11 protein-coding genes are annotated in these 13387 nt (G+C 61.6%); 8 read left to right on the top strand and 3 right to left on the bottom strand.

What is annotated here, in order from left to right; all coding sequences use genetic code 11:
- Both EZ304_RS09625 and pdhA read right to left on the bottom strand, forming a co-directional pair.
- On the bottom strand, positions 1-1068 hold the full coding sequence (locus tag EZ304_RS09625; protein ID WP_019338598.1) for an alpha-ketoacid dehydrogenase subunit beta: 1068 nt from the start codon (positions 1066-1068) through the stop codon (positions 1-3).
- Positions 1061-2143 carry a pyruvate dehydrogenase (acetyl-transferring) E1 component subunit alpha gene (gene pdhA, locus EZ304_RS09620; RefSeq protein WP_142806894.1) on the bottom strand — a complete coding sequence of 361 codons (1083 nt, stop codon included), beginning with the start codon at positions 2141-2143 and terminating at the stop codon, positions 1061-1063. Before pdhA ends, EZ304_RS09625 begins: the two co-directional genes overlap by 8 nt.
- 335 nt (positions 2144-2478) lie before the next feature.
- Between pdhA and EZ304_RS09615 the strand changes: the two genes are divergently transcribed.
- From EZ304_RS09615 to EZ304_RS09600, 4 genes are all read left to right on the top strand, one after another.
- Positions 2479-3354 carry a tryptophan 2,3-dioxygenase gene (locus tag EZ304_RS09615; protein ID WP_049417474.1) on the top strand — a complete coding sequence of 292 codons (876 nt, stop codon included), beginning with the start codon at positions 2479-2481 and terminating at the stop codon, positions 3352-3354.
- A gap of 181 nt (positions 3355-3535) precedes the next feature.
- Positions 3536-5035: a peptide MFS transporter gene (locus EZ304_RS09610; RefSeq protein WP_099554051.1), complete on the top strand. Its 1500-nt coding sequence runs from the start codon at positions 3536-3538 to the stop codon at positions 5033-5035.
- Positions 5036-5054: 19 nt separating this feature from the next.
- Positions 5055-5654, top strand: a complete 600-nt coding sequence (locus tag EZ304_RS09605; protein WP_142806893.1) for a thioredoxin family protein — start codon at positions 5055-5057, stop codon at positions 5652-5654.
- Between the two features lie 197 nt (positions 5655-5851).
- Positions 5852-6991, top strand: coding sequence for a hypothetical protein (locus tag EZ304_RS09600; protein WP_099554055.1), 1140 nt, complete (start codon positions 5852-5854; stop codon positions 6989-6991).
- 80 nt (positions 6992-7071) lie between these two features.
- Here EZ304_RS09600 and EZ304_RS09595 read toward each other — a convergent pair whose 3' ends face one another.
- Positions 7072-7566 (bottom strand): MarR family winged helix-turn-helix transcriptional regulator, encoded by a 495-nt coding sequence (locus EZ304_RS09595; protein ID WP_050815698.1) that lies wholly within the window; start codon positions 7564-7566, stop codon positions 7072-7074.
- 129 nt (positions 7567-7695) lie between these two features.
- On the opposite strand from EZ304_RS09595, the gene hppD reads away from it, so the two are divergent.
- From hppD to EZ304_RS09575, 4 genes are all read left to right on the top strand, one after another.
- Positions 7696-8808 (top strand): 4-hydroxyphenylpyruvate dioxygenase, encoded by a 1113-nt coding sequence (gene hppD / locus EZ304_RS09590; RefSeq protein ID WP_185959228.1) that lies wholly within the window; start codon positions 7696-7698, stop codon positions 8806-8808.
- An 85-nt stretch (positions 8809-8893) separates the two neighbouring features.
- A complete protein-coding gene (hmgA, locus tag EZ304_RS09585) occupies positions 8894-10192 on the top strand; it encodes a homogentisate 1,2-dioxygenase (protein WP_142806892.1) in 1299 nt (432 codons plus the stop codon).
- A gap of 218 nt (positions 10193-10410) precedes the next feature.
- The gene (locus EZ304_RS09580; protein ID WP_221931200.1) at positions 10411-12495 is read left to right on the top strand and encodes a hypothetical protein; all 2085 of its coding nucleotides are present in this window, start codon (positions 10411-10413) and stop codon (positions 12493-12495) included.
- Positions 12492-13385: a RelA/SpoT domain-containing protein gene (locus EZ304_RS09575; protein WP_142806890.1), complete on the top strand. Its 894-nt coding sequence runs from the start codon at positions 12492-12494 to the stop codon at positions 13383-13385. Before EZ304_RS09580 ends, EZ304_RS09575 begins: the two co-directional genes overlap by 4 nt.
- Positions 13386-13387 lie beyond the last annotated feature (2 nt).

The following is a 13387-nucleotide window of genomic DNA, read 5'->3' as shown; positions in this document are numbered from 1 at the left end:
TCAGCCGGCCGCCACCGCGCGCTTGGCCGCAGCCACGATCCGCTCAACGCTCGGCAGGTACTTCATTTCCAGGCGGAACAGCGGAATGTGGGTGTCGTAGCCAGTAACGCGCTCGACCGGGGCCAGCAGGTCGTAGATCGATTCCTCGGCCAGGCGCGCGGCGATCTCGGCGCCGAAGCCCGCGGTCTTCGGGGCCTCCTGCACGATCACGCAGCGGCCGGTCTTGGCCACCGATTCGGCGATGGTGGCGAAGTCCAGCGGGCGCAGCGTGGCCACGTCGATGACTTCGGCACTGATGCCTTCACCGGCCAGCTTGTCGGCCGCTTCCAGCGCTTCCTTCACCTGCGCGCCCCAGGTCACCAGGGTCACGTCGGTGCCGTCGCGCAGCACGAAGCACACGTCCAGCGGCAAGGCTTCGCCGTCGTTGACGACCACTTCCTTGTACTGGCGGTAGATGCGCTTGGGCTCCATGTAGATCACCGGATCCGGTTCGCGGATCGCGGCCAGCAGCAGGCCGTAGGCACGCTGCGGCGACGACGGCAGCACCACGCGCAGGCCCGGCACGTTGGTGAAGATCGCCTCGTTGGCTTCGCTGTGGTGTTCCGGCGCGCGGATGCCACCGCCCCACGGCACGCGCAGCACCATCGGGCAGTGCAGGCGGCCACGGGTGCGGTAACGCAGGCGCGCGGCATGGCAGACGATATGGTCGACCATCGGATACATGAAACCGTCGAACTGGGCCTCGGCCACCGGCTTCATGCCCTGCGCGGCCAGGCCGATGGTCAGGCCGGCGATGGTGGTTTCATCCAGCGGGGTGTCGAGGATGCGTTCGGAGCCGAAGCGCTGCTGCAGGCCGGCGGTGGCACGGAACACGCCGCCATTGACGCCTACGTCCTCGCCCAGCACCAGCACCGACGGGTCGTGCTCCAGCTCCCAGGCCAGCGCCTGGGTGATGGCTTCGATGAGGGTGATCGGCGTGGTGGTCATGCTCTCTTCTCCGCGCGCGACAGCAGCGCTGTCGGCGGCGTTGGTGTGCGCGCCGGGCGCGCCGTTCTTGATCTCATCCATGGCGCTTCTCCAGGGCGATCGCCTGGGCACGCTGGGCCAGCAGGTCCGGCGGCGGATCGGCATACAGGAAGTCGAACATCGCCTCGACCGGCTGCACCGGGGTGTTGAGGTACAGGTTCACTTCCTCGTCCACGCGCGTGCCGCACTCGGCGATCCAGGCGGTTTCTTCTTCTTCGCTCCACACGCCGGCGGCGGTCAGGTACTTGCGCAGGCGCAGCATCGGCTCGCGCTGCCAGGCATCCTTCACTTCGGCGTCGTCGCGGTAGCGGCGCGCGTCATCGGCGGTGGTGTGGTCGGACAGGCGGTAGGTCATCAGTTCCAGCACGGTGCCACCGTCGCCGGCCAGCGCACGTTCGCGCGCCTGCTCCATTGCGGCCAGCACCGCGATCAGGTCGTTGCCGTCCACCTGCAGGCAGTGCAGGCCGCCGGCGAGGCCCTTCTGCGCCAGCGTTTCGGCACCGGTCTGGGCCGAACGCGGGACCGAGATGGCCCAACCGTTGTTGACGATGCACAGGATCAGCGGGAGCTTGTAGGCGCCGGCCGAGTTCAGTGCCGCGTAGAAGTCGGTCTTGGAGCTGCCGCCGTCGCCGCACACGGCCACCGCAATCTGCGGTTCCTTGTTGAGCTTGAACTTCAGCGCCGCGCCTGCGGCATGCAGGCACTGGGTGGAGATCGGCACGCAGAACGGGAAGTCCTTGGCCGCGTTGCCGCCGTAATCGTTGCCGCGTTCGTCGCCGCCCCAGTACATCAGCACGTCGTGCGGGCGCACGCCACGCATGAACATCGCGCCATACTCGCGGTACGAAGGTGCGAACACGTCGTCCTTCTGCATTGCCGCGCCGATACCCACGTGCGCGGCTTCGTGGCCCAGGCAGGCGGCATAGGTGCCCAGCTTGCCGGTGCGCTGCAGCGCGATGGATTTGCTGTCGAACGTACGTACGAACAGCATCTGCTTGAACAGCGGTACCAGGACCTTGGGGTCGCGCAGCGACGCGGGCAGGTCATCGCGGACGAGCGTGCCGTCCGTATCCAGGTACTGCAGGTATTCGATCTTGAATTCAGCGGCAACCGTCATTGCGTACTGCACCTTCGACAGAGAAGTTACAAATGATATGAATCGCCATGTTAAGGAACGCGTACGGAATAGCCTTCCTGCGCCGCAACACGGCGATTCCCCGTTTTACCCCTGCCGGCGGGTGGGGGGCCAATAACAACAACGTATTCAGTCGTTGCTGCAAAGCATCAGAATACGCCTCTGGCTGACCGCCAGTACAACGCCCTGGACGGTTCCACGCGCAGGCCCGGGATCGGCCGATGCTCCACGGCCAACCGCACGCCCGGGTATGGACCCGGCGGCTGCCAGCATGGCGGCAACGCGCTACCCTTGCCGCCCCCGATCTGGTCCCGCCCATGTCCGTCGACAACAACCAACGCGATCTCGAAGCCGGCATCCACACCGACCTGCAGGGACGCCTGACCTACGGCGGCTACCTGCGGCTGGACCAGCTGCTCAGCGCGCAGCAGCCGCTGTCCAACCCGCCGCACCATGACGAGATGCTCTTCATCATCCAGCACCAGACCTCGGAGCTGTGGCTGAAGCTGCTGGGTCATGAGCTGCGTGCCGCAATCGGCTTCCTGCAGCGCGATGAAGTCTGGCAGTGCCGCAAGGTGCTGGCGCGCAGCAAGCAGGTGCTGCGCCAGCTGACCGAGCAGTGGTCGGTGCTGGAAACGCTGACGCCGTCCGAGTACATGGGCTTCCGCGACGTGCTGGGCCCGTCGTCGGGCTTCCAGTCGCTGCAGTACCGCTACATCGAGTTCCTGCTGGGCAACAAGAACGCGCAGATGCTGCAGGTGTTCGAGCACGATGCGGCCGGGCAGGCGCAGCTGCGCACCGTGCTGGAGGCGCCCAGCCTGTACGAGGAATTCCTGAAGTACCTGGCCCGCTTCGGCCATGCGGTCCCGGCGGTCTACGAGGCCCATGACTGGACCCAGCCGCATGTGGCCGACGACGCACTGCAGCCGGTCTTCGAACGCATCTACCAGGACACCGACCGCTACTGGCGCGAGTACTCGCTGTGCGAGGACCTGGTGGACCTGGAGACCGCCTTCCAGCTGTGGCGATTCCGACACATGCGCACCGTGATGCGGGTGATCGGCTTCAAGCGCGGCACTGGCGGCTCGTCCGGCGTGGGCTTCCTGGCCAAGGCGCTGGAACTGACCTTCTTCCCCGAACTGTTCCAGGTGCGCACCAGCCTGCAGGCCGCGCCCCCGGCAGAGCAGGGCTGATCCGTATTCAGCTTGGATCCCGGCCGGCGGCTGGATCGTTTCAGATGCAAGTTCAGGGAGCAGGCTGGCACCTGCCTCAAACGGCGTGTATTTGACGTGAACGCCAGAAGTCGGTGATCCTCGCGCGTTGCTCCAACTGCACATCGGACGTGCTCGTCATCCACCGAACCAGGAAATCCGCATGAGCCTAAACGCCACTGCGAACACCCCAGAGCCGGCGCTGCCGGACTTCAAGACCACGCTGGGCCACCCGCGCCCGTTGTGGATGCTGTTCATGACCGAGTTCTGGGAGCGCTTTGCGTTCTATGGCATCCGTTGGGCCTTGGTGCTGTACATCGTCGCCCAGTTCTACAACGGCAGCGCTGCCGGTGAAGGCGACGCCAGCCGCATCTACGGCGCCTACCTGGCCCTGGTGTATGCCGCAGCGATCTTCGGTGGCTACGTGGCCGACCGGGTACTGGGCTACCAGCGATCGATCCTGACCGGCGCGATCATCATGGCCGCCGGCCTGTTCATGATCTCGCTGCCGCAGGAGCACATCTTCAAGCTCGGCCTGGCCACAATCATCGTCGGCAACGGCCTGTTCAAGCCGAACATCTCGACCATGGTCGGCAAGCTGTACGGCCTGAAGGACGAGCGTCGCGATTCGGGCTTCACCATCTTCTACATGGGCATCAACATCGGCGCGATGATCGCCCCGGTGCTGACCGAGTACCTGGCCCGCAAGGTCTTCGGTACCGACGCGATGCCGTCCTACAAGGTCGTGTTCATCGCTTCGGGCGTGGGCATGCTGATCTCGCTGGTGTGGTTCTACATCGGTCGTGCCGGCCTGAAGGGCATTGGTGCACCGCCGGCCGGCGCTGAAGGTTTCGGCCGCATCATCATGGTGCTGGTCGGTGCCCTGGTCGCCATCCCGGTCGCCTACTTCCTGCTGGCCACCGGCGCCACCGCACTGGCCTGGATCCTGGGTGCGATGTTCACCGCGCTGGCCATCCTGCTGCTGGTCGAGGGCATCCGCGAGGGCAAGGTGCAGCGCGACCGCGTGATCGCCATGCTGATCATCTTCGCCTTCAACGTGATGTTCTGGATGTTCTTCGAACAGGCAGGCAGCTCGTTCACCTTCCTGGCCGAGAACATCGTCAACCGCCAGATGGGTGACTGGACCTTCCCGACCGCGTGGTTCCAGTCGGTCAACTCGGTGGCCATCATCACCCTGGCGCCGATCATCGCCTGGATCTGGGTGGCCCTGGGCCGCGCCAATCCGTCCATTCCGCGCAAGTTCGGCCTGGGCCTGCTGTTCAACGGCGCCGCCTTCGCCCTGCTGATGTACGCGCTGTCGCAGATGGTCGTGGACGGCAAGATCCCGTTCTGGACCCTGTTCATGGTCTACGTCATCCAGTCCGTGGGTGAGCTGTGCCTGTCGCCGATCGGCCTGTCGATGGTGACCAAGCTGGCCCCGGTGCGCCTGGTCGGCTTCGGCATGGGTGGCTGGTTCCTGTCCACCGGCATCGGCAACAACCTGTCGGGCATCTTTGCTGGCGTGGTCAGTGGTGAAGGCGGCATGACGGTCGAGTCGGCCCTGAAGGGGTATACCTTCGGGTTCTGGGCCCTGATCGGCTCCGGCGTGGTGCTGTTCCTGGTCGCCCCGCTGATCAACAAGCTGATGCACGGCGTCAAATGATGATGAGAGGGTAGAAGGCATGCGCAGCAAGCTCGGTGGTGCAATGGTGGTGGTCTGTGCGGCGCTGATCGGCGCCTGTTCCCAACCGCAACCGCCTGCCGCCGCCGAGCCCACGCAGCCTCTGGATACCCGACCCACCGAGCCACCGGTCGCTGACCCCAGCGAACCGGTGGCCTCGGGCAACACCCCGGTGGCGGCGGACATCGCCGCCATCGCCGGGCTCGGCGCACAGTTCGACCCGGCCCGCGACCCCGCCGATGATCTGGCCACCGCCAAGGTGGAAGCCCAGCGCGGCAAGAAGCGCATCCTGCTGGAGGTCGGCAATGCCGCCTGCGACCGATGCCATGCGCTGGACGAGATCGTGGAAGGCAACGGCGACCTGCGCCGCTTCCGCGATGCCCACTACGTGTGGGTGAAGGTCAACGCCAGCGACGAGCAGCCCAACACCGCCTTCTTCGCTCAGTTCCCGGTGATGGAGCGGGACTATCCGCGGCTGCTGGTGCTGGATGCTGATGGAAGCCTGCTGGTCTCGCAGGCCACCGGTGAGCTGCGCCGTGGCGAAGCGTTCCAGCCTGCGCGGGTGAGCGCCTTCCTGAAACAATGGGCACCTGACCGGTAGTGCCGGCCGCTGGCCGGCAGGGTTGGTGGATGCCGACCGTTGGTCGGCACTGATGTCGGGTCGCATCCACGCATGGCGTGGATCTACTGTGGTTGCGGTCACATTCCCGGAATCGGCATCTCAATATCGCACCGCGCTCGCCGTTACCGGCAAGGACCTCAGTCGACGCCCCGTCGACGCAACCTACCGGAACGCCCATGCACAGCGACCACGCCGAACGATTACCCGAACCTGCCAGCGACCTGGCCGAGGGCGGGGCAGGCGAGGGCGTGACGCTGCCACCGCGGGAGGCGCTGCTGGATGACGCGGGCATCGGCGAGGACGCTGTTGAACTGGCACCGCCGCGCCACCGCCTGCCGCAGATCGCGTTGCCCGACAACGTGGTGCTGAAGGGTGCGGTGCAGAAACTGGTCGAGCAGAAATCACGGCTCGATGCATTGGCCGCCGACGGCCAGCTGGCCGGACTGTTGCCGCCGGAATGGCAGGGCCATGGCGTGCGCGCGATCGAACTGTCCACCTTCATCCAGGGCGTGCTGCCGTTCCTGCAGCCAGGCGAGCGTGGTGAGACCGCGCCCGCGCGCCTGCCGGTGCGCCATGTGCTGGGGGACGACAGCCGCTGGGGCCTGGACGATGTCGCCGAACCGAAATCGCTGGCCTGGTACCTGGCCAGCGACGAACGCGCCACCGCCGGCAGCAAGGACGTGGCCGAGGCGTATCTGGTGGGTGCACTGGGCCTGGCGTGGATGCAGGAAGGGCGCAGCCGACCCGGCTTCCTGCGCGCGATGGGCCAGGACAGCCTGGCGGCGCGGGTGACCATGCTCGGCTATCCGCCGGCCAACGAACTGGCGCTGTACAGCGTCACTGCGCATGGCCAGCCGCAGATCTGGTGCGTGCATGGCCGCCGCCGCATGCGCCCGCTGGTGGCGCCCTGGCTGAGTGTTCCGCTGCTGACCGCCTACGGCGTGCCGGCACCGGTGGCGTGGCCGTCCAGCTTCCCGCCGGTGGAGGCCGTGGCCGAACTGCTGGCCACCGCCCGCCTGGGACGCGCGCTGCCGGAAGTGGACCTGGCCAAGGCCGTGGCGAAGATTGCCGAGGACGCCGCCTCGGAAGCCTGGCAACCGGTCAGCCTGCTGCAGCTCAACACCTGGTCGCCGCGTTGGCATTTCTTCCTGGGCACCTTCGTCGGCCTGCCGTCGCTGCTGTTGGTAGCTGCGGCGCTGGCGTTGCCGGGGGCGGTCGAAGCAGCCACCGTCGCCGCCTCGCTCGGCTTCGCCGGCGGTGCCATTGCCGCACTGGCCGTGCCGTGGATCCATGCACGGCGCAAGCATCTGAGCTGAAAAAGGGGACGGAGGGGATTAAGCCGCAATCAGCACAGGTGTGCCTGAAACGACTTAATCCCCTCCGTCCCCTTTTTCTTTCAGACCCCTTCGCCCATCCGCTCCAGGCCGTCGCCGGCCAGGCGCAGGATCAGCTTTTCAAGCACCTGCTCCTCCTCCTCGCTCAGCACCGACATCAGCTTGCGGGTGATCTCGATCACCATCGGTGCGATGGTCTCGTACACCTCGAAGCCAGCTGCCGACAGCGCCAGTACCGAGCGGCGGCGGTCATCGCCGTGGGTCTCGCGCTTGATGAAGCCGCGCTCCAGCAGGCGGGCCACGGCGCGGCTGACCGCCACCTTGTCCATCGCCGTGCGGTCGGAGACCTCGCTGGCCGAGGAGCCCGGGTACAGCGCCAGGATGGTGATGACCCGCCATTCGGGAATCGCCAGACCGTAACGATCGCCGTATAGCTTGGCGATGTTGCCGCTGACCCGGTTGGACAGCACGCTCAGCCGGTACGGCAGGAACTGTTCCAGGTCGAGCAGGACGTGCGAGGCACGCAGGCGGGTCGAGGCAGGATCGGCGGGGCTCATGTTGCGGTGCACCTTGCTGGTGGTTTCAAGTGTAACTATAAGGGGTAGGTCCAGACCCTGCATTCTCGCCGGGTCCCTACCTGCCCGCACCTGGTTTGTACCGATGCGGTACCGATTCGGAGCCACGCCATGAATACCGCAGTCCCGACCGCCTCGCACCCCAACCCCGGCATGCAGGTCACCACCTTCGAGAACCCGATGGGCATCGACGGCTTCGAGTTCGTCGAATTCGCCGCCCCGGCCGGCCGTGGCCAGGAGCTGCACGAGTACTTCCGGAAGATGGGCTTCAGCGCGGTGCTCAAGCACAAGCAGCGTCCGATTACCGTCTATCGCCAGGGCGACGTCAACTTCCTGGTCAATGAAGACCCCGATTCGTTCGCCGCCGACTTCGCCGAAAAGCACGGTCCGTGCGCCTGTGGCTTCGCCATCCGCTTCAAGAAGCCGGGCCAGGAGGTCTACCAGACCGCGCTGGGCAACGGCGCCGAAGCCATCGCCTTCAAGCCGGACAGCAAGGCGGTCAGCGCGCCGGTCATCAAGGGCATCGGCGACTGCATGCTGTACCTGGTCGACCGCTACGGCAGCGCCGGCAGCATCTTCGACGGCGACTACGAGCCGATCGCCGGTGCCGACCTGCATCCGTTCGGCTTCGGCCTGACCTTCATCGACCACCTGACCCACAACCTGTACTTCGGCAACATGCAGCAGTGGTCGGACTACTACGAGCGCCTGTTCAACTTCCGCGAGATCCGCTACTTCGACATCAAGGGCCTGAAGACCGGTCTGGTGTCCAAGGCGATGACCGCGCCGGACGGCATTGTGCGCATCCCGCTGAACGAATCGTCCGACCCGAAGAGCCAGATCAACGAGTACCTGGACGCGTACAAGGGCGAGGGCATCCAGCACATCGCCTGTTTCACCGAGAACATCTACGAGACCGTCGAAGCGATGCGCGCGCAGGGCGTGGACTTCCTCGACACGCCGGAGACCTACTTCGACGTGATCGACCAGCGCGTGCCGAACCACGGTGAAGACGTGGCGCGCCTGGCGAAGAACAAGATCCTGATCGATGCCGATCCGGAAACCCACCAGCGCAAGCTGCTGCAGATCTTCACCCAGAACTGCATTGGCCCGATCTTCTTCGAGATCATCCAGCGCAAGGGCAACGAAGGCTTCGGCGAAGGCAACTTCACCGCACTGTTCGAGAGCATCGAGCGCGACCAGATCCGCCGCGGCGTGCTGTAAGGTCTGCAGGCAATGTCGGCTTCCCGCCGACATTGCCTGTCCGAATGGTCGTGCCGGCCGCTGGCCGGCAATCTCTGGAGTTCCCATGTCCACCGCCATCACCGCCCGCGGCTACCAGTCCGGCTTCGGCAACGAGTTCGCCACCGAGGCCGTCGCCGGCGCGCTGCCGGTCGGGCAGAACTCGCCGCAGAAGGTGGCCCACGGCCTGTACGCCGAACAGCTGACCGGCACCGCCTTCACCGCGCCGCGTGGCAGCAACCGCCGCAGCTGGCTGTACCGGATCCGCCCGGCGGTGACCCATGGCGAGTTCACCCCGTTCGCGCAGTCGCAGCTGCAGTGTGATTTCGGCGCGCAGCCGGCCTCGCCAAACCAGCTGCGCTGGAGCCCGCTGCCGCTGCCGGAGCTGCCGACCGATTTTGTCGAAGGCCTGTACACGATGGGTGGCAACGGCTCGCCCGATGCGCATGCCGGCGTGGGCATCCACCTATACGCTGCCAACCGCGACATGGTCGGCCGCTACTTCTACGACGCCGACGGCGAGCTGCTGATCGTGCCGCAGCTGGGCGCGCTGCGCCTGCTGACCGAGCTGGGCGTGATCGAGATCGAGCCGCAGCAGATCGCGGTGATCCCGCGCGGCGTGCGCTTCCGCGTTGAACTGCCCGATGGCCCGAGCCGTGGCTACATCTGCGAGAACTACGGTGCGCTGCTGAAGCTGCCCGACCTCGGCCCGATCGGTTCCAACGGCCTGGCCAATCCGCGCGACTTCGAAACCCCGCACGCAGCGTTCGAGGATGTGGATGGCGATTTCGAGCTGATCGCCAAGTTCGAGGGCCGCCTGTGGCGTGCACCGATCGACCATTCGCCGCTGGACGTGGTGGCCTGGCACGGCAACTACGCGCCGTACCGCTACGACCTGCGTCGCTTCAACACCATCGGTTCGATCAGCTACGACCACCCGGATCCGTCGATCTTCCTGGTGCTGCATTCGCCCAGTGACACGCCGGGGACCAGCAACATGGACTTCGCGATTTTCCCGCCGCGCTGGCTGGTGGCGCAGAACACGTTCCGCCCGCCGTGGTTCCATCGCAACATCGCCAGCGAGTTCATGGGCCTGGTGCATGGCGCCTACGACGCCAAGGCCGAAGGCTTCGTGCCGGGTGGCGCGTCGCTGCACAACTGCATGAGCGGCCACGGCCCGGATGCGCCCACCTTCGACAAGGCGTCCCATGCCGATCTGTCCAGGCCGGACGTGATCAAGGACACGATGGCCTTCATGTTTGAAACCCGCGCGGTGATCCGCCCGAGCGCGCAGGCGTTGGCTGCCGGCCACCGCCAGGGTGATTACCAGCAGTGCTGGAACGGCCTGCGCAACAATTTCCGCTAGTTCTGGTGCTTAGCAACAGAACTAGCTCCGTTGGTTCGGAATTGACGCGGTAGATCGCGCCGTCTGCATGCGGAGTGCGCGCCTCTGCGCTTGGCGGAGACGGGAAAATATACTCCCTCTTGATTTGCCTCTATAAGCACTGCTTCTGCATCAACGGATGCTAAGATCAGGTTAACGTTCGTGAAGCAGCCGTGTGAGGGGGAACTGTGATTCAGGAAGTGATCAAGGCATACAAGGAGTACGGCTTTAAGTGCGAAACGAAATATGCTGCAGATGGCCTTTGGGTGTTTACCCTGAATAATGGCTATTTTAACAATGCGGAAATCGTTTCAATGGAGGATAGTAGTAAGATCACTGAGGCTTTTGATCAATATACTCTATCTGGTTATGCCTGCACTGTTCGCAAGATTAGGTCTGCGCACGATGTTGAGACAGCTCTCTTTAAAGGGTTTTTTTCGGTTGATTCTAGTCGAGAGCGTCTTAGGTCAGATTATCATAAGTTCACCAAGTCGATAACCTCCCCATATTCAAGTTTGGCGAGGTATAAGTACATTAATGCCCCCTATTTTGTCAACGGAAAAGAGGGTGAGGTGCCGGTTGCTACCGAAATAATAAATAGGCTGGAGAGTGATAGGCCGGCTCTTTTTCTTATTGAGGCTGCAGCAGGGTTTGGGAAAACTTGTACCGCCTATGAGGTGGTCAACGAAATCCTAGAGAAGTCAAACAGGCTTCCACTTTTCTCGGAGTTGTCTAGGAATAGATCTGCAAAGATATTTAGATACGTCCTTCTAGATGAAATTGATCGGACTTTCCCGCAGTTGAAGTCCCGCTTAGTTGAGAGTGAAATCTCGAAAGGGCGAGTTGTGGTCGTGTTGGATGGCTTTGATGAGCTGCTCAGGAAGAGTGATAGCGGTCAAGAGTTTGAGCGTGCGGAGCCTATGCTGGAAACTATTGGCGAGCTCCTGAAATCTAAAGCGAAGATCATCCTAACTACTCGAAGAACTGTTCTTTTTGAGGGTGATGATTTCCATAGATGGATGGATGCGAATGCGGATAGTTTCGATGTATTTAGATTCAGCTTGAATGAGCCAAGGATTACTGACTGGCTTCCCCAAGAGCGCCGGAGCGAAATTGAAACATCTGGGATCAGCCTTGAGGGAATTGCCAATCCGGTCCTTCTTTCCTATCTGCGCTGCATCGAGGATCAGAAGTTCACTGCAGCGATTGAAAGCAAAGATGAGTTAGTTGCATCTTATTTTTCGCATATGCTTGATCGCGAGCGTTCGCGCCAGGATCTCCGTCTCGACATTCAAGGTCAGTACAACGTGTTGACGGGTATAGCGCGCGACATGATTGAACTTGGATATACCTCGGAGGATAGGGAGTATATTGTTGAGTTTATTAAGTCATCATACATAAGAATTCTCGATGAGGTTCGCTCGGGTTATTCTTCTTCCGAAAAGCCGTCTCGAGACGAGGTTGCAAATAAGCTTGCTAGTCATGCGCTTCTTGATAGGAGTGCTAGTGATGATTCCAAGATTGGATTTATAAATGAGTTTGTCTTTGGTAACTTTGTTGCTGAAAATATAATAGCTGACCCGGCTTGGATGAATGATGATCTGCGATTCCTGGAGCCTGCCGTACTTTCTCACGCGTCAAGAAGCCCAGCACGGAGGGCCGCCCTTAAAGGCTCGCTTTCTGGTGTGATGGAGTTCTTGGATTGGACCAGTAGGATCGATTTTTCCTGCAGGCTGGACGGTGGTATTGACTATCCTCTTTCAGGAGGGGAAGCGGATTCGCTCTCTTTGGAAGGTGTGACGATTGGTCAAAGCTTCGTTTCTCAGTTCCAGTTCAATGACTGTACATTTAAAAGATGCAGTTTTGATTTATCACATCTATCCGCTGTGACATTCTTGAACTGCAAATTCTATGAGTGCGGTGTTCGAGGAGTTGCATCGGGACAAGTTCATATCTTAGGTTGCTTTGCTGAGCCCGAGTTTATTGCTGCGCTTGGGAGGCCTATGTTGCCGGCTGACCGGGCAACAGATGAGCGGTCTTCAGAGTTGGATAAATTCATCCTAGAGAAATTCTGGCCCGTTGGATCGCTAAATTTCCATCGGAGAAGGCCGATCAAGGGGATTTGTAGTAGAAGCAATGATTTTTCTCCAGAAGAGCTATATGAAGGCATTCGCAGTCTGAAGCAACGTGGCTTGATCTTTGAGCCAAGCAAACCAAGCTTTGTCGAAATATCGATCGATCACCTAGGGGAGATTAGAGATATTCTCGGGAGGGTGGGTGTATGAACGGCGCCTTGGATGTTGTGGCTGAACGTATTCGGCGGCAGGTCGAGGGTGACGTCCTTTCAATTGGACTCTTGGCGCGAGTTTTCGCTAGAGGTAAATCTAAGTCATCCCTAAAGCGGAAGCTTGATCGCGAGCCAGGCAAGTACAGCGTTGGAGGCAGGCTGATCCAAGATGGTGTGGGGGTCCGAGTTGCGCTGTACTTCCCTGACGATGTTTCAATTGTGGAAGACCTGCTGAAGCGGAAGTACGAATATTTGCCAGATTCGTCATCGATTGACAATATCGATGAATCCACTTTTAACGTTGTCAGGCGCAATCTTGTTTTCAGAATGAAGCAAGAGGATTGTGTGGAGCTGGAGCGTGGTGGTTTCGCGGATGTTCCCCTCGATACAACTTTTGAGGTCCAATTGAGGTCAATGCTCTCTGAGGGTTGGCACGAGGTGGAGCATGATCTGCGATATAAATGCAAGACCCATTGGCATGGCCATTCGGATCTGAATCGAGCTCTTAATGGCGTTTTTGCAACGCTAGAGACGAGCGAGTGGAGTATGTTGAAGATATTTGATGATTTGGCGCTTCGGCACTATAGATCTGGTCAATGGGCCGCGATGGCGCATGCTCGATTCAGAATTAGAGCTGACGCTGAGATGCTTCTGCCGATGGCGCAATACTTCGATTGGAAAGATGGCGCTAGTAAGGCGCTTTTCCGAGCTGATCGGAGACTTTTGTTTAGTAAGCTAAGTTCTTATCGGATAGCTATGCCAGTTACGATCTCCAATTTTGTGTTTCTTTGGAATCATGTTGTATATAAATGCCCGGAGTTGGCAGGCTTGGCGCCGTCTCCAATACAAGACGCGCTTTCGGAGATAGACGACGAGGTGGCGGCTTGAAT

Origin of the sequence: Stenotrophomonas maltophilia, from assembly GCF_006974125.1 — a bacterium.
Taxonomy (GTDB): Bacteria; Pseudomonadota; Gammaproteobacteria; order Xanthomonadales; family Xanthomonadaceae; genus Stenotrophomonas; species Stenotrophomonas maltophilia_O.
This window is presented reverse-complemented; position numbering and strand designations above follow the sequence as displayed.